This window comes from Leifsonia sp. fls2-241-R2A-40a, from assembly GCF_030209575.1.
Lineage (GTDB): Bacteria > Actinomycetota > Actinomycetes > Actinomycetales > Microbacteriaceae > Leifsonia.
In genome coordinates, this window is sequence record NZ_JARVRS010000001.1 from 3,698,956 (window position 1) to 3,720,123 (window position 21,168).

Annotated in this window: 18 protein-coding genes; 15 read left to right on the forward strand and 3 right to left on the reverse strand. The window is 70.4% G+C overall.

Translation table 11 applies throughout. From position 1 onward, the window contains the following. Both QRN40_RS18255 and QRN40_RS18260 read left to right on the forward strand, forming a co-directional pair. Nucleotides 1–2,904: an MMPL family transporter gene (locus tag QRN40_RS18255; RefSeq protein WP_285117363.1), complete on the forward strand. Its 2,904-nt coding sequence runs from the start codon at nt 1–3 to the stop codon at nt 2,902–2,904. Continuing rightward, entirely contained in the window at nt 2,901–4,877 is a 1,977-nt protein-coding gene (locus QRN40_RS18260) for a YhgE/Pip domain-containing protein (protein WP_285117364.1), read from the forward strand. The genes QRN40_RS18255 and QRN40_RS18260 overlap by 4 nt, the downstream gene beginning before the upstream one ends. Before the next feature lie 78 nt (nt 4,878–4,955). Here QRN40_RS18260 and QRN40_RS18265 read toward each other — a convergent pair whose 3' ends face one another. After that, nucleotides 4,956–6,110, reverse strand: a complete 1,155-nt coding sequence (locus QRN40_RS18265; RefSeq protein ID WP_285117365.1) for an SLC13 family permease — start codon at nt 6,108–6,110, stop codon at nt 4,956–4,958. A 62-nt stretch (nt 6,111–6,172) separates the two neighbouring features. Between QRN40_RS18265 and QRN40_RS18270 the strand changes: the two genes are divergently transcribed. Then, nucleotides 6,173–6,391: a hypothetical protein gene (locus QRN40_RS18270; protein WP_285117366.1), complete on the forward strand. Its 219-nt coding sequence runs from the start codon at nt 6,173–6,175 to the stop codon at nt 6,389–6,391. A 152-nt stretch (nt 6,392–6,543) separates the two neighbouring features. Further along, nucleotides 6,544–6,981 carry a hypothetical protein gene (locus tag QRN40_RS18275; protein WP_285117367.1) on the forward strand — a complete coding sequence of 146 codons (438 nt, stop codon included), beginning with the start codon at nt 6,544–6,546 and terminating at the stop codon, nt 6,979–6,981. Nucleotides 6,982–7,016: 35 nt separating this feature from the next. Here QRN40_RS18275 and QRN40_RS18280 read toward each other — a convergent pair whose 3' ends face one another. Beyond that, nucleotides 7,017–8,393, reverse strand: a complete 1,377-nt coding sequence (locus tag QRN40_RS18280) for a glucose-6-phosphate dehydrogenase (protein ID WP_285117368.1) — start codon at nt 8,391–8,393, stop codon at nt 7,017–7,019. A gap of 29 nt (nt 8,394–8,422) precedes the next feature. Between QRN40_RS18280 and QRN40_RS18285 the strand changes: the two genes are divergently transcribed. From QRN40_RS18285 to QRN40_RS18295, 3 genes are read left to right on the forward strand one after another with little or no spacing between them, the layout of a single operon-like run. Beyond that, nucleotides 8,423–10,198: a glycoside hydrolase family 15 protein gene (locus QRN40_RS18285; protein ID WP_285117369.1), complete on the forward strand. Its 1,776-nt coding sequence runs from the start codon at nt 8,423–8,425 to the stop codon at nt 10,196–10,198. Between the two features lie 29 nt (nt 10,199–10,227). Next, on the forward strand, nt 10,228–10,518 hold the full coding sequence (gene clpS, locus QRN40_RS18290; protein WP_502878943.1) for an ATP-dependent Clp protease adapter ClpS: 291 nt from the start codon (nt 10,228–10,230) through the stop codon (nt 10,516–10,518). Continuing rightward, nucleotides 10,515–11,018 carry a DUF2017 domain-containing protein gene (locus QRN40_RS18295; protein WP_285117370.1) on the forward strand — a complete coding sequence of 168 codons (504 nt, stop codon included), beginning with the start codon at nt 10,515–10,517 and terminating at the stop codon, nt 11,016–11,018. The genes clpS and QRN40_RS18295 overlap by 4 nt, the downstream gene beginning before the upstream one ends. A 14-nt stretch (nt 11,019–11,032) precedes the next feature. Here the strand turns inward: QRN40_RS18295 and QRN40_RS18300 are convergent, their stop codons facing one another. Further along, nucleotides 11,033–12,154, reverse strand: a complete 1,122-nt coding sequence (locus QRN40_RS18300) for a baeRF11 domain-containing protein (protein ID WP_285117371.1) — start codon at nt 12,152–12,154, stop codon at nt 11,033–11,035. 179 nt (nt 12,155–12,333) lie between these two features. Between QRN40_RS18300 and QRN40_RS18305 the strand changes: the two genes are divergently transcribed. The 8 genes from QRN40_RS18305 (at nt 12,334) to QRN40_RS18340 (ending at nt 21,167) form a co-directional block, all read left to right on the forward strand. Beyond that, the gene (locus QRN40_RS18305; RefSeq protein ID WP_285117372.1) at nt 12,334–14,433 is read left to right on the forward strand and encodes a hypothetical protein; all 2,100 of its coding nucleotides are present in this window, start codon (nt 12,334–12,336) and stop codon (nt 14,431–14,433) included. Further along, nucleotides 14,430–15,452, forward strand: coding sequence for a LacI family DNA-binding transcriptional regulator (locus QRN40_RS18310; protein ID WP_285117373.1), 1,023 nt, complete (start codon nt 14,430–14,432; stop codon nt 15,450–15,452). The genes QRN40_RS18305 and QRN40_RS18310 overlap by 4 nt, the downstream gene beginning before the upstream one ends. Nucleotides 15,453–15,480: 28 nt before the next feature. Beyond that, a complete protein-coding gene (locus QRN40_RS18315; RefSeq protein ID WP_285117374.1) occupies nt 15,481–16,773 on the forward strand; it encodes an ABC transporter substrate-binding protein in 1,293 nt (430 codons plus the stop codon). 2 nt (nt 16,774–16,775) lie between these two features. Next, complete coding sequence (locus QRN40_RS18320; RefSeq protein ID WP_285117375.1) at nt 16,776–17,753, forward strand: carbohydrate ABC transporter permease; 978 nt, start codon at nt 16,776–16,778, stop codon at nt 17,751–17,753. Next, nucleotides 17,750–18,661 (forward strand): carbohydrate ABC transporter permease, encoded by a 912-nt coding sequence (locus QRN40_RS18325; protein ID WP_285117376.1) that lies wholly within the window; start codon nt 17,750–17,752, stop codon nt 18,659–18,661. Before QRN40_RS18320 ends, QRN40_RS18325 begins: the two co-directional genes overlap by 4 nt. Beyond that, the gene (locus QRN40_RS18330) at nt 18,658–19,704 is read left to right on the forward strand and encodes a glycoside hydrolase family 130 protein (RefSeq protein ID WP_285117377.1); all 1,047 of its coding nucleotides are present in this window, start codon (nt 18,658–18,660) and stop codon (nt 19,702–19,704) included. The genes QRN40_RS18325 and QRN40_RS18330 overlap by 4 nt, the downstream gene beginning before the upstream one ends. Continuing rightward, entirely contained in the window at nt 19,701–20,759 is a 1,059-nt protein-coding gene (locus QRN40_RS18335) for a glycoside hydrolase family 130 protein (protein WP_285117378.1), read from the forward strand. Before QRN40_RS18330 ends, QRN40_RS18335 begins: the two co-directional genes overlap by 4 nt. 66 nt (nt 20,760–20,825) lie before the next feature. Then, nucleotides 20,826–21,167 carry a YciI family protein gene (locus tag QRN40_RS18340; protein WP_285117379.1) on the forward strand — a complete coding sequence of 114 codons (342 nt, stop codon included), beginning with the start codon at nt 20,826–20,828 and terminating at the stop codon, nt 21,165–21,167. The last annotated feature ends 1 nt before the right edge of the window (nt 21,168 follow it).

Here is a 21,168-nt window from a genome sequence, read left to right on the forward strand (position 1 = left end):
GTGTCCTCGCTTCTGTATTCGATCGGCCGGTGGGCCTTTCGCGCCCGCAGGCTGGTCGTCATCATCTGGATCGCCATCCTCGCCCTGCTCGGTGGCGGCGCACTGCTCTTCAACCAGGGCACCGACAACAGCTTCAGCATCCCGGGCACCGAGTCGCAGGAGGCGCTCGACACGCTGAGCCGGACCTTCCCCCAGGTCAGCGGGACCAGCGCCCAGATCGTGGTCGTCGCGCCCGACGGGCAGACGGTCGACGACACGGCCATCAAGCAGCCGGTCGAGGATGCGGTCGCTGCGATCAAGGACATCGACGGTGTCTCCGGCGTCAGCTCCCCCTACTCGGCTCAGGTCAAGAACCTCATCTCGGACGATCGCTCGGCGGCGATCGTCACGGTGCAGCTGAAGGGTCAGATGACCACCGTGACCGCCGACACCAAGACGGCGCTCAAGGAGGCTGGCGCGGACCTCGCGAAACAGCTGCCCGAGGGCTCTCAGTCGGCCGTCGGCGGTCAGCTGTTCTCGCAGAACCTGCCCACCCTGTCGCTCATCGAGCTGATCGGCGTCGGAGTCGCGCTGGTCGTCCTGATCCTGACGTTCGGGTCGTTCCTGGCCGCGGGGATGCCACTGCTCACCGCGATCCTGGGCGTCGCGATCTCGATGTGCCTGATCTTCATCGCGACGCTGTTCGGATCGATCTCGTCGACCACGCCGATGCTGGCGCTCATGCTCGGGCTCGCGGTCGGGATCGACTACTCGCTGTTCATCATCTCCCGGCATCAGGCGCAGCTGAAGGCGGGCGTTCCCCCGGAGGAATCGACGGCACGCGCGGTGGCGACCGCCGGCTCCGCGGTGCTGTTCGCGGGGATCACCGTGATCATCGCGCTGGCCGGGCTCGCCGTGGCGAACATCCCCTTCCTGACGACCATGGGGCTCGCCGCCTCGGTGGCGGTGGCGGTGGCGGTGCTCGTGGCGCTGACGCTGACGCCTGCGCTGCTCGGGTTCGCCGGGGCCCGGCTGACGCCGGGGCGTCGCAAGGCGGCGCGGGCCGCGAAGGGCGCGAAGAGCTCGCAGGCGACGGAGGGCGCGCCGGCAGTGCAGGCCGAGTCGCTCGACCCCGCGCCCACACCGGCACCCGCATCCTCACCGTCGATCGCGCACGCCGCGACCGCAGAGATCCCGCCGGGCTTCTTCCGCGGCTGGGTCCGCGCGGTCATCCGCTTCCCGATCGTGACGGTCGTGGCGGTCGTCGTCGCGCTCGGCATCGCCGCGCTTCCGGCGCTGCAACTGCGCCTGGCCCTGCCCGACGCCGGTTCGCAGCCGGAAGGCGCCCCCGCGCGCGTCGCCTACGACCTGGTGTCCGACCACTTCGGCCCCGGCTACAACGGCCCGCTGATCGTGACCGGCTCGATCATCTCCAGCAACGACCCGGTCGGGCTCATGAAGAAGATCGGCGCCGAGATCGCCGACCTCCCGGGCGTGGCCTCCGTGCCGCTCGCCACCCCGAACGCGACGGCGGACACCGGCATCGTCCAGGTCGTGCCCACCACCGGCCCGGATGACGCCAAGACCGCCGAGCTCGTCTCCGAGATCCGGGCGAAGCACCAGCACTTCCTCGACGAGTACGGCGTCGACCTCAAGGTGACTGGCAACACGGCGGCGCAGATCGACGTATCCACCCGGCTGGGCGGCGCGCTGCTGCCGTTCGGCGTCCTCGTGGTCGGCCTCTCTCTGATCCTGCTGACCATGGTGTTCCGGTCGATCGCGGTCCCGATCAAGGCCGCGCTCGGCTACCTGCTGTCGGTCGGCGCCGCCTTCGGAGCGGTGACGGTCGTGTTCGAATGGGGCTGGCTGTCGGATGCGCTGCACGTCGACAAGACGGGACCGATCATCTCGTTCATGCCGATCATCCTGATGGGCGTGCTGTTCGGCCTGGCGATGGACTACGAGGTGTTCCTGGTCAGCCGCATCCGCGAGGACTATGTCCACGGCGGGAACGCCCGCCGTGCCATCCAGAGCGGGTTCGTCAGCTCGGCGAAGGTCGTGACGGCTGCGGCGATCATCATGATCTCGGTGTTCGCCGCCTTCGTCCCGGAGGGGGACGCGTCGATCAAGCCCATCGCCCTCGGACTCGCGGTCGGCGTCTTCGTCGACGCCTTCATCGTGCGCATGACCCTCGTGCCCGCGGTGCTGCAACTGCTCGGCGACAAGGCCTGGTGGATGCCGCGATGGCTCGACCGCATCCTCCCCTCGTTCGACGTGGAGGGCGACGGCCTGCAGAAGGAGCTCGAGCTCGCAGACTGGCCGGAGGCCGGCGCCGGGATCGTTGCGGCGGCCGACGGGCTGGGCGTGAGCGCACGCAGACGGCGCCTGGTCGGCGACGTCTCATTCCGGCTCGGTGACGGCGAAGTGCTCGTCGTGCACGGCGGCGACCGCACGGCGGCGCTCGCCGTCCTGATGGCGGTCACCGGGCACACGCGGGTGGACGCCGGGACGGTCAAGGTCGCCGGGTTCGTGCTCCCGACGCGCGGAGCGGCGGTGCGTTCCCGCACCTCCCTGGTCCGGTTGGATGCGGCCGAAACGCCCGTGGACGACATCCGGCTCGCCCTCGCCAGCCGCCCGCAGCTGCTCGCCCTGGACAGCGTCGACTCGGTCACCGACCCCGGCGAGCGCCGCCGCATCCGCGGCGAACTCGCCGCCGCTCTCACCCGTGCCCGGGTGGAGGAACGACCGTTCGCCCTCGTCGTCAGCTGCGTGGAGCCGTCGGCGCTCGACGACCTGCTCCCCGACGGAGCGGAGCCGACCGCCGTCGACCTCGACGCGGCCTCGCATCCACGCACCACACCCGACTTCACCGACATCGAACGCGCCGACCACGGCGCCCACCGTGAGAAGGCCGACGCCCGATGACCATCCCCCGCTCTCCCCTGCGCCGCCCGGGTTCCCTGTTCTCGCTGGAGCGGATGCGCTCCGACAAGCGGGTCACGTGGCTGACCGTCGTCGGGATCCTTCTCGTCCCCATCGTGATCGGCGGCCTGCTCGTCTGGGCGCTGTGGAACCCGACCGAGCGCCTCGGCGACGTCAAGGCGGCCGTGGTCAACCTCGACCAGCCGGTGAAGGTGAACGGGCAGACCGTCCCGCTCGGCCGGCAGCTGGCCGGTGGCCTCCTCGACACCAAGAACGACAACTTCGACTGGGTGCTGACCGACAAGAAGGATGCCGACAAGGGCATCGCCTCCGGGGAGTACGTGGCCGTGGTCACCATCCCTGAGAACTTCTCGAAGGCCGCCACCTCGACCGCCGGAGCCGCAGCGGACGCGACGCAGGCGACGATCGATGTGCGCACGAGCCGGCAGTCGAAGCTGGTGGATCCGGCCATCAGCCAGGCCGTGACGAGCACCGCGACGTCCGTCCTCAACAAGCAGCTGACGTCGACGTACATCGCGAACGTCTATGTCGGGTTCAATACGCTCGGCGAACAGCTCGGAAAGGCCGCGACCGGAGCGGACGGCCTGTCCGGCGGCCTGACGAAGCTCGCGGGCGGGACCCATCAGCTCGCCGACGGAGCCGCCCAGCTCGCGACCGGCGCCTCCTCGCTCGCCGGCGGAGTCTCCCAGCTCTCGGACGGCACGTCGCAGCTGTCCGACGGACTCGGGCAGCTGTCGGGCGGCGCATCCTCTCTCGCCGGTGGTCTGCAGACGCTGCAGCAGAACACCTCCTCGCTCCCTGCTCAGACGCAACAGCTCGCGGCCGGGTCGGCCGGGGTGTCGACCGGCGTGCAGAAGACGGCCGACGGCCTCGGCGGCCTGTACACGCAGTGCGTCGCGCTGCACACGGCCGCGGATCCGACGTGCCAGGGCATCGCCGCGACGCGCGCGGGCATGACCACGGGGCAGGGTGGACAGCCCAGCCTCACAGGCTTGGCGTCCACGGTCGCCGGCGGCACGTCGCAGCTGGCCGCCGGGATGCCGGCGCTGGTCGACGGCATCGCGCAGTCGGCGGGAGGCGCATCCCAGCTGTCCGGCGGTGTGGCGCAGTCGGCGTCCGGCGCATCGCAGCTGGCGTCCGGGGCCTCCCAGTCGGCGGACGGCGCACAGCAGTTCGCCGCCGGAGTGCAGCAGCTGAGCGACGGCATCCCCGCCCTCGCCTCGGGCGCCGACCAGTCCGCAGCGGGCGCGGCTTCGCTCGCGACCGGTCTCCACACCGCGGTCAAGCAACTGCCGAGCTACGACAGCGGAGAGCGGACCAGCCTCGCGGACGTCGCCGCCCAGCCCGTCACCCAGAAGACCGCCGGCGAGACGGCGTTCGGCACGTCCAGCATCCCGCTCTTCGCCTCGGTGGCCTTGTGGCTCGGCGCGTTGGCGACCTTCCTGGTGCTGCAGGCCCTCTCGCGGCGCGCGCTGCTGACCTCCCGGGCCGCCGGCCGGATCGCCCTGGACGGATTCCTCCCGGCCGCCGCGCTCGGCGTGGTCCAGGGCGTCTTGGTCGCCGGCATCATGACGCGGGCCCTCTCGCTCGACGTCGGCCAGTGGTTCGGCTTCGCCGCTCTCGCGGCCGCCTCGGGCGTCGCCTTCGCCGCCGTCAACCACGGCCTGGTCGCGTTGCTCGGGGGCGTCGGACGATTCCTGTCGATGCTCGTCGTGGTGGTGACCCTCGCCTCCGGGATCGTGTCGACCGCGCCCGGATTCTTCGGGGCGGCCGTGCCGTGGCTGCCGACCGCTCCCGCGATCACGGCGATGCAGGGCGCGATCGACGGGTCGGCGGATGCCTGGCGCGGACTGGGCGGGCTGCTCCTGTGGGCGGCGTTCGGCTTCGCGCTCGCGCTGATCGCGGTCGCCCGCCGCCGCGTCGTCAATGCCGCGCAACTGCTCCCCGCCGAGTAGCCGCCGGGCCCGTCACCGCCGCATCCAGTTGTCACAACACGCCGTCACGGCACCCCGCCGGGCGGCGTGTTGCGCCAACTAGGTGGTCGCGGCGAGCGCGAGCGTGGCGAGCACCACCGTGACGGGCGCGACGATCAGCCCCAGGAGCATGTAGCGGCTCCAGCGGATCTCCACGTCGAAGGACGTCAGCCGCTGGTGCCAGAGGAGGGTCGCGAGCGACGCCCACGGCGTGATCAGCGGCCCGGCGTTCACGCCGATCAGCAGCGCCGCCAGACGGGCGGGGCTGTTCGCCACCGGCTCGAGCGCCAGGTACGCCGGAAGGTTGTCGATCGCGTTCGCGCCAACGAGGCCGGTCAGCGAAAGCCGGAGCAGTGCCAGCGGCGACTCCCCCGAGCCGGAGATCGTGGCCATGAGCACGCCCAGGCCGACGGCGTGCAGCGCCTCGATGAAGAGGAACAAGCCGGACGCGAGGAGCACCAGCTGCCAGGGCAGCAGGCCGAACCGCAGCACCCCGCGCTTGCGGAACAGGAACACAACGCCGAGCGCTACGGCGGCGATGGTCGTCGGCAGCCACACCGGCAGCCCGGAGACGAGGAGCGGGATGAGCGCCACCACGACCGCGCCCGACACCCAGAACAGCACCGGGTCCTCGATGCCGTCCTCCTCGCCCGTCTCGTACCGGACGAGCAGCGAACGCCGGGCGATCAGGAACACGACCACCATCGGGACGATCATCGCGACCAGCGCGGGAGCGAGCATGAGGGACGCGAACGCGGCGGGAGACGGATCGCCCATCGCGTGCTGGGCCAGCAGGTTGGTCAGGTTCGAGACCGGCAGCAGCAGGGAGCCCGCGTTCGCCATCCACACGGTCGTCAGCGCGAAGGGCAGCGGATTCAGGCCGGCGTGCCGCGCCATCACGATCACCACGGGCGTGAGCAGCACCGCGGTGGTGTCGAGGGACAGGAAGATCGTGCTGAGGGCGGCGACGACCACGACGAGCAGCCACAGCACCCACGCGCGGCCGCGGCCCCAGCGCGCGGTCTGCTGCGCCAGCACGGTGAACACGCCGGCCTCGGCCGCGAGTTCCGTCACGACGGTGATGGCCACGACGAACAGCAGGATGGGCCAGACACGGTCCCACAGCTCGACCGCCTCCGAGGCGGGCAGCAGGCCCGTCGCCACGGCGATCCCACCGAGCACGAGGAGCACGGCGCCGACGATTGCGGTGCGCATCCTCCTCCTCCCGGTCCGGACTTTGGAAGCGTACGCTACGGGGCGACATCGAAAGGAACAGGATGCGCAAGTACCTCTTCAACGGCGCGATCATCAGCGCGGCGTTCGGCCTGTGGACCACGGTCCAGTCATCGAGGAACGGCGTCCGCGACTGGCGCGTGCCCCTCATGTGGATCAACGCCGGGATCTCGCTCGCGCTGGCCGTCGGAGCGGTCATCCAGGAGTCGCGGGAGGCGTCCGAGCGCGAATCCAACCCCGTCGGAGCCCGAAAGGGCCGTTGACCCGCTGATTTCCGCCGAATCTCTCGGCGTGTCCAGCAGGTTCGTTGCGTATCCGTCCAGGACACTTGTATTCAGGTGAACCTGGAAGGGGTTGCGCGATGTTTGGTCGTAGGCGGCACGCCGCCGTAGTTCCGGCGGCTCCAGTCCCTCAATTGACGGACGCCCAGATCCTCGAGCTCGTGCACACCAAGGTGGCGGAGCTGATCGGCGTGAACGGCGAGTGGACGGTCATCCGCCGCGCACACGACGACACCGACACCATCTTCCACTCGATCCTCGCGCAGTCGGTCTCGGTCGGGATCGCCGCTGCCCTCGCCGAGGCGCGTCGCCGCCTCGAGGCGGGAGAAGCGCTCTCCGAGCCGCAGCACCTCGCCCCGTCGGTCGCCGACGCCCCTGTCAGCGGCGAAGAGCAGCCGACGGCCTCTGCGCTCGCCGACGAACCGTCGACCGCTGTGACCGAGACCGTCCCCGAGGCGGAGCTCGAGCCTGCCGCGTTCGGCTGGGAGCCCGCTCCGATCACCCAGTGGACGGACCTGCGGAAGCCGGTGACCGGCGAGTTCCCGGTCGTCTCGCACCGCACCGCCGCCTGATCTCCCTCCCGCCTAGAGCGGATCAGGGGTCGGCGTCAGCCGAGTTCCTTCCACCCCTCCGGACCTTCCGAGCCGGCCGGGTACTCCTCGATGGGCACGCGCCCGTGATGCCATGCCGTGAGCACCGGCTCGACGATGCGCCAGCACTCGACAGCGGTATCCGCCCGCACCGACAGCGTGGGGTCGCCGTCGAGGATGCCCTCGAGCACCTCCGCGTAGGCCAGTAGCTCGCCGGGGCCGAAATCAGCGGTGAGGGAGGCGCGCTCCAGTTCGTACGGATCGTTGGACCCGTTGATGTTGATCTCGAACGACATCGAGTCGGGGGCGAACATCAGGCGCAGCTTGGCCGGCTCCGTCCTCCCGGTCAACCCCGTCGGGATGTGCCGGGCCGGCGCGAACGTGATCACCATCTCCCGGCGGCGACTGCCGAGCGCCTTCCCCGAGCGCAGCGTGAAGGGCACGCCCTTCCACCGCCACGTGTCGACCTCCAGGGTCACTTCCGCCAGCGTCTCCGTCTCGCGCGAGGGGTCGACGCCCTCCTCGTCGGTGTACGCGGGGAGCTTCTTGCCGTCGATCTCGCCCGCCGCATACCGCGCCCGGCGGCTCGCGGTGACCGGGTCGTCGTTCCACACCCGGGTCGCGCGCAGCACGAGCTGCTTGGCATCGCGCAGGTCCGCTGCGCCCAGGGTCGAGGGCGGCTCCATCGCGAGAACCGCCATGACCTGCAGCAGGTGGCTCTGGATCATGTCCATCAGCGCGCCTGCGCCGTCGTAGTAGCGCGCCCGGCCCTCGAGAGCGAGCGTCTCGTCGTAGATGACGTCGACGCGCTCGATGTGCAGGCCGTCCCAGATCGGCTCCAGGATGCTGTTGGCGAAGCGCACTCCCAGGATGTTGAACACGCTGGAGCGGCCCAGGAAATGGTCTACCCGGTGGATCTGGTCCTCCGGGACGAGCCGGGCGAGCTGTTCGTTGAGCCGGATGGCGCTCTCGCGATCCGTGCCGAACGGCTTCTCGAGGGCGAGCGTCAGCCCCTTCGGCAGGTCGAACGTCCCCAGGGCCTCGCACGCCTTCGCGGTGACCGCGGGCGGCAGCGCGAAGTACAGCGCGGGCACGCCCTTCGTCTCCGACAGCAGCTTCTTCAGGTCGTCCGCGCTGGTGGCGTCGGCCTTCACGTAGCGGGTCTCCTTCAGCAGCCGCTCGACCGCCTCCCCCTTCGCGTCCACCGTCGCGAAGGACTTCTCGACGACGGAGCGCCACCCGTCGTCGTCGAGACCGTCGCTGCTCGAGCCGATCAACGTGAAAGCCCGGTCCGGCTTGTCGGTCAGCAGCTGGCCGATGGCAGGGAGGAGGAGCCGTGACGTGAGGTCGCCGGATGCTCCGAGAATCACAAGAGTGTCCACGGACTGCGTCATGCCGATCACAGTACGTCCATACTGGGAATATGTCGCTCCCCATCGAGGATTACGCCCTGATCAGTGACTGCTTCACCGGGGCCCTCGTCGGGAAGGACGGAAGCATCGACTGGCTGTGCCTTCCGCGCTACGACTCGCGCTCCACCTTCGGCGCGCTCCTCGGCACCGAGGACCACGGGCGCTGGCTGCTCGCCCCGAGCGACGCGTCGGCGACCAGCAGCCGCCGGTACGAGCAGGACACGATGATCCTCGTGACCAGGTGGCGCACCGACGAGGGCGAGGTCGAAGTCGTCGACGCCATGCCGATGGACGACCACCGCGCGGACATCGTCCGCCGCGTGCGCGGAGTCAGCGGCACGGTGCGGATGCGCCAGGATCTGCGCATCCGCTTCGGCTACGCGGACGCCATGCCCTGGGTGCGCCAGGAGAAGACCAAGCACCCCCACACGCTGATCGCGGTGGCCGGGCCCGACGCGATCGTCGTGCGGGGCGCCCAGCTCCACCCGGCCAATCACTCGCACCAGGGCGAGTTCACGGTGCGGGCCGGCGAGACGGTCGACATCACCATGACCTGGTTCCCGTCGCACCGGGATGCCCCGGCCGCACTCGATGTCGAGACCGCGCTGCAGCACACGCGCGAGTGGTGGACGGACTGGGCCAGGGGATGCGCCCACCAGGGGCCCTACCACGACGAAGTCGTCCGCTCGTTGATCATCCTGCGCGCCCTCTCGCACCTGGAGACCGGCGGCATCGTGGCCGCGGCCACCACCTCCCTTCCGGAGGCGTTCGGCGGCGAGCGCAACTGGGACTACCGCTACGTGTGGCTGCGGGACGCATCCCTCACCATCGGAGTGCTCCTCTCCCACGGCTACAACGACTACGTCGACCACTGGCGCGACTGGCTGCTGCGCGCGATCGCGGGCGACCCGGGCGATGTGCAGATCATGTACGGCCTCGCCGGTGAGCGCGACCTGAGCGAGCGGATCATCGACAGCCTCCCCGGCTACCAGGGGGCGCATCCGGTCCGGGTGGGCAACGACGCCTCGCACCAGTTCCAGGCCGACGTCATCGGCGAGGTCATGCTGGGACTCGACCACGGCCGTCGCGCCGGCAACGCCGAGACGCGGTTCTCCTGGGCGCTGCAGCGGGCGCTCATGGGCTACCTGGAGGCGCACTGGCGCGAGCCGGACCACGGCATCTGGGAGATCCGCGACCAACCGCAGCAGTTCACGCACTCCCGCGCCCTGGTGTGGGCGGCCTTCGACTGCGCCATCCGCGGCGTCGAAGAGTTCGGCCTCGACGGACCGGTCGAGCGCTGGAAGCGCGAGCGCGAAGCGATCCGCGCCGACATCGAGGCGAACGGGTGGGATGCGCACCGCGGCACGTACGTGCAGCACTACGGCACCACCGAGGTGGATGCGTCACTCCTGCAGCTCTCCCAGGTCGGCTACGTCGACGCCGACGACCCACGGATGCTGGGGACCGTCCGCGCGCTCGAGGAGGACCTCCTGCGCGACGGCCTGCTGCTCCGCTACCGCACCGAGAGCGGGGTGGACGGCCTGCCGCCGGGCGAGCATCCCTTCCTCGCCTGCTCGTTCTGGCTGGTGGAGCAGTACGCCACCTCGGGTCGTCACGACGATGCCGTGCGGCTGATGGACCGGCTGGTCGGGCTGGCGAACGACGTCGGTATGCTCTCCGAGGAATATGACGTCGAGGCCCGCTCCCATGCGGGCAACACCCCGCAGGCGCTCACGCATCTCGCGCTGGTCCGCGCGGCCGACGCGATCGCCGGGGCGCAGCTGTGACCCTCGTCGTGAACGCCGGCCCGGGCACCCTGCAGCAGCCCGGCATCGCGGAGGAGACGAGCACCGAGGACCTCCTCCAGCTCGGCTCCCCGTGGGTCACGATCGTGTGGAACGACCCCGTCAACCTGATGAGCTACGTCACCTACGTGTTCCAGACGTACTTCGGGTTCCCCCGGCCCGAGGCCGAGCGCCGGATGATGCTCGTCCACACGGAGGGCCGGGCCGTGGTGGCGACGGGGACGCGGGAGGAGATGGAACGCCACGTGGAGGCGATGCACGAGTACGGGCTGTGGGCGACCCTGACCAAGGCGGACGCGTGATCCCGTTCCGCCGCCGCCGGGACGGCACGGTCGCGGCGACGTTCTCGCGCGACGAGGCCCGGCTGCTGCTCTCGCTCGCCGAGGAGGCGGTCGAGCTGGCACGCGCGGCGGCCGCACCGGAGAACCACGTCACCGACCCGGCGCTCGGCAGGCTCCTCCCGGACGCCTACCCGGACGACCCGGAGGCATCCGCCGAGTTCCGGCGGTTCACCGCGGCGGGACTGGCCGACCGCAAGGAGCTCAACGCCCGCGCGCTGATCGACAGTCTCTCGCAGCCGTCGACCGGCTCGGTCAAGGTCGTGCTCGACCAGGCCCAGGCGACCGCGTGGCTGCGGACGATCACCGACCTGCGCCTCGTGCTCGCCGCCCGCCTCGGCATCCGTGAGGACGGCGACGAGGGGGACGTGCACGACGACGAGTCGGCGATGCAGCGGGCGGTCTACGACTGGCTGGCCGGCGTGCAGGAATTGCTGGTGCTGGCCGTCCGTCCGCGCCGGTAGCTCCCCGCGCTCGACTAGACCGGGTACCGCACGGCGGCGGCCGCCGCTCCCCCGCCCGGGACGTCCTCGGCACGCAGCGCATAGACCTTGGCCTTGGACCCGAGCGCACGGCGGAGGATCTCGTCCACGACGCCATACTCTCCCGGCTCGTCGTCGTCGCCGAACTCGATCACACCGGTTTCGTCGTCGACCGCGCCCGGCACGCGGCGGTCGATGTCGATGACGAGCGACTCGACGGCTCCGAACGTGGCCGCGCGGGCGATGTCGCTGAGGTCGACGAGCGCGGTCCCCGCCGCGATGCGGGCCTCGTACGCCTCGCGGAGGTCCGCGACCTTGCTCGCGTAGAGGCGGTCGAGCACGCCCCGCGCGGCGGCGGCGAGCTCCTCATCCGTCTTGTCCTCCGGGTTTCCGCTGATCGTCTCGGCGACGAGCCGGGGATGCTCGCCGGCACCGCGAAAGATGCCCGCGAGCGGTTCCGCCGCGGCAAGGATCAAGGGCTCGGTGGAGTTGACCAGCACGGGGTGCAGCACGCGCTCGATGGCCTGGACGTACTCGAGCATCCGCACCTTGTGACCCTCGGACCCCTGGATCCGCCCGTCCGGCGACCGGCCGCTCACGGAGTCCAGCCCCACCGCATCGGCGACGTTCCGCGGCATTCCGGGCACGTCGATCCGCTCCGGCGGGCGGTCGGGTGTGATGTGCAGCAACCGTACCGAGTTGCCCGCGAGCGCCAGGATCATCGCGGACTGGGGGAAGGTCAGCGCGCGCAGCAGCGGCTTGATGTAGAACCGGTCGGCGATCTCGCACGCCGTCGTCAGACGGTTGGGCAGGCGGAAGGTCTGCGCGAGGTCGCCGTCGAGGAAGACCGCGAGGGAGCGGGACTGATATCGCCAGAAGTCGCGGTCCTCGAGGATGAGCTCCCCTTCGGCCTGCACGGCCTGGATGCGATCCCGCGGCACCGAAAGCTTCTCGAGTGCTCGCACGGCGCTGGCGAGGTGGTTCTTCAGTTCGATCCGGGCCCGGTCCGCCTCCGGCGGGGTGGTGCCGGTCGGAAGGTAGATGCTCACGCAGCCGGCTTGCCGCATCGCGGCGAACCCTTCGACGTCGGCTTTGGTGGGAATGTCCTTGTACTCCACGGAAGCTCCTCCTGCCCCATCGGTGCGGCGTCGTCGGTCGCGGTGCGGCCAGTCTGGTCGTGCGACCGGGCGCTTCACAAGACTCACGTTGACTTTCTCGATACGAAGGCATACCGTCCTTTAAACCGGTTTAGATGACGGCTCCGATCGGAGCCGCCCCATTCCATGAGGGGTACGCAATGATGCGCAACCGACAACTGACGATGCCGTGGGCGGCGCTCGCTCTCGCCCTGGGCGCCGCACTCGCGGTGACGGCCACGGGCCTGCCGGCGCAGGCCGCTGAGGCCGCCGCCCGCACAGGAACCGCGCCGGCCGCCGGCGCTGCCGCGACTCCATCGCCTCAGCCGAAGCTGACGAATCTGGCGCACCTCGACTTCCTGCTCGACGACGACCCGCTGCTCCCGGGCGTCGCCGGACACACCACCTACCGCGTCGCGGAGGAACCCGTGGCCCGCGCCCCGTGGGTGTACGCCGACCGCCAGTCCGACGGCACCTTCCACCGTGTGGGCGGCGGACCGATCACCGACGCGGCCCGCGGCTGGTACGCCCAGGGCGCCTACGACGCCGACGACATCTCGCGCGCCGCGGTCGTCTACCTCCGCGACTGGAAGCAGAACGGCACCGCGACGAGCCGAACCAGCGCGTACCAGCTCCTGCGCTCCCTGACCTACCTGCAGACCGCGGACGGACCGAACGCCGGCAACGTTGTGCTGTGGCAGCAGCACGACGGCACGCTGAACCCGTCCGCCATCCCGAAGGAACTGCCCGACCCGTCCGATTCGGCCGAGTCGTTCTGGCTGGCGCGCACGGTGTGGGCCCTCGGCGAGGGCTACGCCGGCTTCCGGACCGCGGATCCGGCCTTCGCGTCCTTCCTGGCCGACCGGATGGACCTGGCGCTCGCCGCGCTCGGCCGTCAGTCGCTCGCCCAGTACCCGCAGACCCAGGTGGCCAACGGCGTCACCGTCCCCGGCTGGCTGATCGTCGGCAGTGCCGGCGCGACAGCGGAGGCGGTGCTCGGGCTGAGCGCCTACGCCGCCGCACGGCCGTCCGACACCGCGGCTCGAACCGCGCTCGCCAACTACTCCGCGGGCATCGCCAAGCTGCAGAGCGGCGGGATCGGTCAGTGGCCGTTCGGCGCCCTGCTCCCCGAGGCGAACTCCCCGACCTTCTGGCACGCCTGGGCCGGGATGGAGCCGGCGGCTCTGACCGCCGCCGCCACCGTGCTCGGCGATTCCTCGCTGCAGCGCGCCGCCACTACGGACCTCGCCCAGTTCACCGCGCAACTGCTCGCCACCGGCGGACCCGACAACGGATGGACGCCCACCCCGGCCGACCGGACCCAGATCGCCTACGGCGTCGACTCGCGGCTCGAAGGCCTGGTCGCCGCGTCCGACGCGACCGGCGCAACCGGTCTCGCGGCCCTCGCCGGAGCACAGGGCGCCTGGTACTTCGGCGCCAACCGCGCCGGGACGCCCGCCTACGACCCGGCGACCGGTGTCTGCGTCGACGGCATCGCCGCCGACGGCACGGTCAACCGCAACTGCGGCGCCGAGTCCGTCATCCACACGCAGCTGAGCATGTTGGCGCTGGATGCGCATCCCGCCATCGCCCGCGCCGCGACCGCCCTCACCCGCACCACCGCGACGGTCGGGCTGACCGTGGCCGAGGCGGAGACCGGCACCACGACCGGGCCCGCGACCGTCGTGACCCCGCCGTCCGCATGGACCGGCTCGGCCAACTGGTCCGGGGGTGCCTACCTGCAGGCCGGCAACGGGTCGACGGTGACGATCGCGCTCCCCGCGGGTCACCCGGCCGCGCGCATCCTGCCGATCGCCGACCTCGGTCCCGGCGGCTCGGGCACCACCAACTGGACCGCCTCCGTCGGCCGCTTCACCCTCCCGCTCGGACGCACCGACAACGTGCGCCCCGGCGCGCAGGGCATCGCGCCCAGCCCGGTGTTCCTGCTGCCGCAGACCCTCCCCGTCCCGGTCCCCGCGCAGGCCACGTCGGTGACAGCCCGCGTGTCGGGCACAGCGCGCCTCGACGCGCTGCTCGTGCAGCCGGTCGTCTCGCACCTCGGACTCGCGGGAAGCACGTCGCTCGACGTCTACGTCAACGCGACCCGGCTGCCGGTGCCGCAGAAGCTCGACGCGGCCGGCCCCGTGACCGTGACCCGGTACGACTCGACCGGACACCAGGTCGGACGCGCCCAGACCGTCGGCTCCCGCGGCATCGTGCTCGTCCAGCCGGGAGGCTTCACCACGGTGAGCCCGCGATGAGTCCGGCCAACGTCACGATCAACGACGTCGCCCGCGCCGCGGGCGTCAGCAAGTCGCTCGTGTCGCTGACCCTCAACTCGCGTCCGGGGGTGGCGACGGAGACGCGGGAACGCATCCTGCAGACGGCGCGCGACCTCGGCTGGACCCCGCATCCCGGCGCCCGGGGACTGACCACCCGGCGCGCGTACGCCCTCGGGCTCGTGCTCCGGCGCGAACCCCGGACGATCGAGGTGGACCCGTTCTTCGCCGCATTCATCGCCGGTGTCGAGACGGTGCTGTCGGAACGCGGTCACGTGCTGGTCCTCACCGTCGTGCCCGACCGTGAGGCGGAGGAGCGCGCCTACGAGCGGCTCGTCGCCGACAAGCGGGTCGACGGCTTCCTGCTCACCGACCTCCGCTCGGCGGATGAGCGCATCCCGCTCATCGCCCGGCTCGCCTCGTACGCCGTCTCGCTCGGCGCTCCCCCGGGCGGCAGCCCGTTCCCGGTCATCACCCGCGACTACGACGCGGGCATCGACGAGCTCGTCGCCCACCTCGTTGGGCTGGGCCACCGGCGCATCGCCCACGTCTCCGGCGACGAGCGGATGCTGCACGGGCTCCGCCGGCGCGAGCGCTTCGAGAGCGCGGCCCGTGCCGCCGGGATCTCGCCCGTCATCCTCACCACCGACTTCTCCCCCGAGCAGGGCGCCGAGGCAACCAAGGCCCTGCTCGATCGGGAGGACCACCCGACCGCGATCGTCTACGGGAACGACCCCATGGCGATCGCCGGTATGGGCGTCGCCCACGAGCGGGGACTCGACCTTCCGGCCGAGCTCTCGGTCACCGGACTGGACGGCTCGCACATCGGGTCGTTCATCTACCCCTCCCTCACCACCCTCGACAACGACCCGGCCGGCTGGGGCACCGCCGCCGCCACCGCGCTGCTGCGGCTGGCGGACCACGGCGAAGCGGACGACGTCGCACTCCCCCCGGCACGGCTGGTGGTGCGCGCCTCCACGGCGCCGCCGGCCAACAGCTGAACACCCTCACAACCCGGAAAGGCTCACCATGCGACAGCGCAGAATCGCCGTCTCCCTCGTTACCGCCGGCCTGATCGCCGGCACCCTCGCCGCCTGCGGCTCGAGCGGAGGCGGGTCCAGCGACGCCATGAAGGCGCACGGACCGATCACCATCTGGTACTCCAACAACACCCAGGAGGTGCAATGGGGGAAGTCGATGGTCTCGGCCTGGAACTCGGCGCACCCGAAGGAGCAGATCAAGGCTCAGGAGGTGCCGGCCGGTAAAAGCACCGAAGAGGTGATCGGCGCCGCCATCACCGCCGGCACGACGCCGTGCCTGGTCTTCAACAACCTCCCCGCAGCCACCGGCCAGTGGCAGAAGCAGGGCGGCCTCGTCGACCTGTCCAAGTTCTCGGACGGCGCCAAGTACATCGAGGCGCGCAGCGGCGACGCGGCGAAGCAGTACAAGTCGGCCGACGGCGACTACTACCAGATGCCGTGGAAGCAGAACCCGGTGATGATCTTCTACAACAAGGCCATCTTCCAGAAGGCCGGACTCGACCCGGAGAAGCCGGACCTGTCGACCTACGACAAGTTCCTGGCCGCCGCCCAGAAGATCAAGTCCTCGGGCGCTGCGCCGTACGCCGTCTACCCGGCGCCGACCAGCGAGTTCTTCCAGGTGAACTTCGACTACCTGCCGCTCCTCGCCGCTCAGACCGGCGGCAAGACGTTCATCGAGGACGGCAAGGCCACCATCACCGGTCAGGACTCGCTCGACGTCGCCAACTTCTGGAAGACGATCTACAGCGACGGCCTGGCGGGCAAGGAGCAGTACCAGGGCGACGCGTTCCAGGACGGCAAGGCCGCGATGGCGATCGTCGGACCGTGGGCCATCGCCTATTACGGCGACAAGGTCCAGTGGGGCTCCGTCCCCGTCCCGACCAAGGACGGCAAGTCGGCCGATGAGACCTACACCTTCCCGGACGCCAAGAACATCGGGATGTACACCTCGTGCAAGAACCAGGGCACGGCGTGGGATGTGCTCAAGTTCGCGACCAGCAAGGAGCAGGACGGCAAGCTGCTCGACGTCAGCGGCCAGATGCCCATCCGTTCCGACCTGGCGACCACCTACGCCTCGTACTTCTCGTCGCACCCCGCGTACAAGGAGTTCGGCGCGCAGAGCGCCCGCACGGTCGACGACCCGACCGGCACCAACACGATCGCGCAGATGCAGGCTCTCCGTGACGCCTACACCAAGGCGGTCGTGAACGGCAGCGGCTCGGTGGAGGACGCCTTCAAGACGGCCGCCCAGAAGATCGACAAGCTGCAGGCCCAGAAGTAACCATGAGCACCTCCGTTCGCGGCCAGACGGCTGCACGACCGGCGGCGGGTGGACCATCCGCCGCCGGTCAGGGGCGCAAGCACAAGGCGCCGCTCATCCAGCGCATCCTGGGCGCCAACCCGCTGGGCTGGCTGTTCAGCGCACCGTACCTGGTGTTCGTGATCGCGATCTTCGCGTTCCCGCTGGCCTTCTCGGTCTACATGTCGTTCTTCGACTACTTCTTCGCCGCCCCCGGTGCGAATGTGGACCGGCCGTTCGTCGGCCTCGACAACTACGTCCAGGCGTTCACCGACCCGGCGGTGCTGCAGTCGTTCGTCAACGTCGGCATCTTCCTGATCATCAACGTCCCGCTGACCGTCATCCTGTCGCTGCTGCTGGCGTCGGGGCTGAACAGCATCGTCCGGTTCCGCACGTTCCTGCGCGTCAGCTACTACGTGCCCTACGTGACCGCGAGTGTGGCGACGATCGCCGTGTGGCTGTTCCTCTTCGGGCAGAACGGACTCGTCAACCAGATCCTCGGATCGCTGGCGCCGAGCCCGAGCTGGCTGTCCAGTCCGACTCTGGCCATGCCGTCCATCGCGATCTACGTGACGTGGAAGGGGCTGGGGTTCTACATCCTGCTCTACCTCGCTGCGCTGCAGAACGTGCCGACCGAGCTGTACGAGTCGGCGGCCACGGACGGCGCGGGCAAGGTTCGGCAGTTCTTCTCGGTGACCGTGCCGGGGGTCCGGCCCGCCACCGTCCTGGTCCTGCTGCTCGCCACGATCACGGGAGCGAACCTCTTCACCGAGCCGTACCTCCTCACCGGGGGCGGCGGACCGGACGGACGCTCGGCGTCGCCGGTGCTGCTGATCTATCAACAGGGCATCCAGCAGGGGCACCCCGGGTACGCGGCCGCGATCGGCGTCGTGCTCGTGATCGGCGTGCTCATCATCGGCTGGTTGCAGAACCGCTTCGTCGGAGGGAGGGACCAGTCATGACCACGGAGACGACACCGCGGCCGGCGCCCAAGGTGCGGACGCGCCGCCGGAAGGATCTCGGAACGCCGAGGCGCCTCAGCCGGGGCCAGGCCATCCTGCAGGGGATCGTGCTGGCCCTCGGGGCGATCGCGTTCCTGTTCCCCTTCTATTACATGCTGGTCGGGTCGTTGCAGACCGCGCCGGATACCTCCATCGCGGGCGCCTTTCCGAATCCCGGGAACCTGACCCTGCAGAACTATGCGGAGATCAACTCCCGCATCAACCTGGTGACCGGCCTGGTGAACTCCGGCATCTTCACCGGCGGCGTCCTCCTCGGGACGACCGTGTTCGGAGTGCTCGCGGGGTACTCGCTCGCGGTGCTGCAGTGGCGCGGACGCGGCGTGACGTTCGCGCTGGCGCTGCTGGTGCAGACCATCCCGTTCCAGCTGCTGATGATCCCGCTGTATGTGCTCATCGCACGTAACTACGGGCTCGCCGACAACTACCTCGGGATGATCCTGCCGTTCGCGATCAACTCGGCTGCGGTGCTCATCTTCCGGCAGTACTTCCTGCAGCTGCCGCGTGAGCTGTTCGACGCGGCCCGCATCGACGGCGCCGGCGAGTTCCGTCTGCTGTGGCGGGTCGCGCTGCCGTTGGTCCGGCCCGCGCTGGTGACCGTGCTGCTGCTGACGTTCATCGGGCCGTGGAACGAGTTCCTCTGGCCGTTCCTGATCACCAAGGAGGCGAGCCTGCAGCCGCTGGCCGTCTCGCTGGCGAACTACATCTCGACGGTCGCGGGTTCCACCGCCAACCCGTACGGCGCCATCCTCTCCGGCGCCGTCGTGCTGGCCGCTCCCGTCGTGGTGCTGTTCATCGTGTTCCAGCGCTACTTCACCTCGACCGACCTGGGCTCGTCCGTCAAGGGATGAGCGGACCGAAGGAGACCATGGACATCGACCGCATCCCTCTCGCGGACCACGACGCGCTGCTGGAGAGCTACCGCGAGGCGCTCGCGCACACGAACGCGCTCACGGACCGCATCTCGACGGACCAGTTCTCGGCGCACTACCCCACGCGCCCGGGCTGGGCGATCGGACCGTTCGCCCGCGACGAGGAGCTGACCTTCCGGCTGGAGGGGCAGTGGGACGACCCGACCGGGGTGGGATGGACGAGCGACTCGATCTTCAACCCGACGGTGATCGAGCGCGGCGACGAGCTGCACCTGTTCTACCGGGCGTCGCCGCGGAAGGAGTCGACGGCCAGCCGGATCGGGCACGCCGTCCGGCGGGACGGCGTGTGGCACGATTCGCCGCTCAACCCGGTGATCTACCCGACGTTCGAGAACGAGACGCTCGGCTGCGAGGATCCCAAGATCTACGCGCTCGACGACGGGTACGTGCTGTTCTACAACGCGATCTGGCGGCGCGAGGACGGCTCGGTCGCGGTCGACATCATGTCGGCCGTGTCGGACGACCTCGATCACTGGGAGAAGCGCGGGCTCGTCGTCCCGTACGACGTGTCCGAGTACTGGGCCAAGGGCGCCGTGATTCCGCGCGACGAGCGGGGTCGCGCTGTGCGCATCGGCGGCGAGTACCTCATGTTCCTCTCGGAGGGATGCGGCGGCCGCCCCACGGTCGGACGCAGCCGGGACGGCCTCGACTGGTCGTTCGAGGCGCAGCCGTACCTCGACCTGACGACGCTGCACGGCTCCCTCTTCGAGGTCGCCTGCGCAGTGGTCGACGGGGACGACCTCGTGCTCGACTTCTTCTACGCGGACGCCGACGGCGACTTCGCCGCCGCCCAGGCGCTGTACCGGGTCGACGACCCGTTCACCCAGTTGGAGCTGAACCGCGGCGGCTCGCTCGCCTGGGGCGGCCTCCAGAAGCTGGGCGGCCGGTGGTCCTTCGCCCAGGGCTGGGATGCGCCCGCCGGTGTCCGTGAACTGTACTTCTACCGGGAGGTGGACGCGTGAGCGCGTTTCCGTATCGACTGTCTCGCGCCGACGTCGTGATGACGCCGGTCGCGGGCGACCCGCTTGAGGCGGAGGGGGTGCTCAACCCGGCGTCGGGCCGGGGCCCGGACGGCGAGCTGTATCTGCTCCCCAGGCTCGTGGCCGAGGGCAACGTGTCGCGCGTCGGCCTCGCCCGCGTTGTCGTGGAGGACGGGACCCCGGTCGGGGTCGAGCGGGAGGGCGTGGTCCTCGAACCCGACCGGCCGTTCGAACGCGGCCGGTCGAATGCGGGCGTCGAGGATCCGCGGGTCACGTTCATCCCGTCGCTCGGCCTCCACGTCATGACCTACGTCGCGTACGGCCCGCTCGGCCCGCGCACCGCCGTCGCGGTGTCGGAGGACCTGCGCGCCTGGCGGCGGCTCGGCCCGGTGTCGTTCGAGTACGACGACACTCTCGGGATCGACCTGGCCCTGTTCATCAACAAGGACACCGTGTTCTTCCCCGAGCCGGTCACGGCTCCCGACGGCACTCCCAGCCTCGCGGTGCTGCACCGGCCGGTCTGGGATCTGGGCGACATCCGGCCCGGCGAGGGCGAGCATCCACCCGCCGGCGAGACCCGTCCCAGCATCTGGATCGCCTTCATCCCGCTCGAGGCGGTGCAGCGCGACCTCGGGGAGCTGGCACGCTGGCGCCAGAACCGCTTCCTCGCCGGACCGGAGTTCCCGTTCGAGGAGCTCAAGATCGGTGCAGGACCCGCGCCGATCCGCGTCCCCGAGGGCTGGCTGCTGCTTCACCACGGCGTGACCGGCCGGCTGGAGTCGGGCGTCGCCCAGCAGAAGAACGTCAACTACGCGGCCGGCGCCATGATCCTCGACGCCGACGAACCCTGGCGCGTCATCGACCGAACGAGCGAGCCGCTGCTGTCGGCGGAGACAGAGGACGAGCGCAGCGGGATCGTGCCGAACGTCGTCTTCCCGACTGCCATCGAAGAGGTCGACGGTCGCACCTGGGTCTTCTACGGGATGGCGGATTCGAAGATCGGGGTGGCGCTGCTGGAGCACGACGTGTCGAAATAGGGGCAGCCTGTTCGTGTAGACGGTGAGAGCGCCGTCCATCCCGGCGGCGCGGAGAGGATCAGGATCATGACCCAGTACCTGCTCAGCGTCTACGAGCCCGACGGCCCCATCCCGGAGCCGGAGGTGCTGTCCCGGATCATGCGCGACGTGGACGCGGTGAACGCCGACATGCGCTCCGCCGGAGTGTGGGTGTTCTCGGACGGGCTGCTGCCGCCGTCGTCCGCGACGATGCTGCGGCCGCGCGACGGGGAAGTGCTCGTCACCGACGGTCCGTTCGCCGAGGGCAAGGAGCACCTGGGCGGCTTGACCATCGTCTACGTGCCCGACCTGGATGCGGCGCTCGAGTGGGGCCGCCGGGTGGCGCTCGCCACGACGCTGCCCATCGAGGTGCGGCCCTTCCGGGACTGAC

What these genes read in the sequence shown, in the direction of transcription:
- QRN40_RS18260 (WP_285117364.1), top strand. Translation starts at nt 2,901, where the DNA reads ATGACCATCCCCCGCTCTCCCCTGCGCCGCCCGGGTTCCCTGTTCTCG.
- QRN40_RS18265 (WP_285117365.1), bottom strand. Translation starts at nt 6,110, where the DNA reads ATGCGCACCGCAATCGTCGGCGCCGTGCTCCTCGTGCTCGGTGGGATC.
- QRN40_RS18270 (WP_285117366.1), top strand. Translation starts at nt 6,173, where the DNA reads ATGCGCAAGTACCTCTTCAACGGCGCGATCATCAGCGCGGCGTTCGGC.
- QRN40_RS18280 (WP_285117368.1), bottom strand. Translation starts at nt 8,393, where the DNA reads ATGACGCAGTCCGTGGACACTCTTGTGATTCTCGGAGCATCCGGCGAC.
- QRN40_RS18285 (WP_285117369.1), top strand. Translation starts at nt 8,423, where the DNA reads ATGTCGCTCCCCATCGAGGATTACGCCCTGATCAGTGACTGCTTCACC.
- QRN40_RS18305 (WP_285117372.1), top strand. Translation starts at nt 12,334, where the DNA reads ATGATGCGCAACCGACAACTGACGATGCCGTGGGCGGCGCTCGCTCTC.
- QRN40_RS18310 (WP_285117373.1), top strand. Translation starts at nt 14,430, where the DNA reads ATGAGTCCGGCCAACGTCACGATCAACGACGTCGCCCGCGCCGCGGGC.
- QRN40_RS18315 (WP_285117374.1), top strand. Translation starts at nt 15,481, where the DNA reads ATGCGACAGCGCAGAATCGCCGTCTCCCTCGTTACCGCCGGCCTGATC.
- QRN40_RS18320 (WP_285117375.1), top strand. Translation starts at nt 16,776, where the DNA reads ATGAGCACCTCCGTTCGCGGCCAGACGGCTGCACGACCGGCGGCGGGT.
- QRN40_RS18325 (WP_285117376.1), top strand. Translation starts at nt 17,750, where the DNA reads ATGACCACGGAGACGACACCGCGGCCGGCGCCCAAGGTGCGGACGCGC.
- QRN40_RS18330 (WP_285117377.1), top strand. Translation starts at nt 18,658, where the DNA reads ATGAGCGGACCGAAGGAGACCATGGACATCGACCGCATCCCTCTCGCG.
- QRN40_RS18340 (WP_285117379.1), top strand. Translation starts at nt 20,826, where the DNA reads ATGACCCAGTACCTGCTCAGCGTCTACGAGCCCGACGGCCCCATCCCG.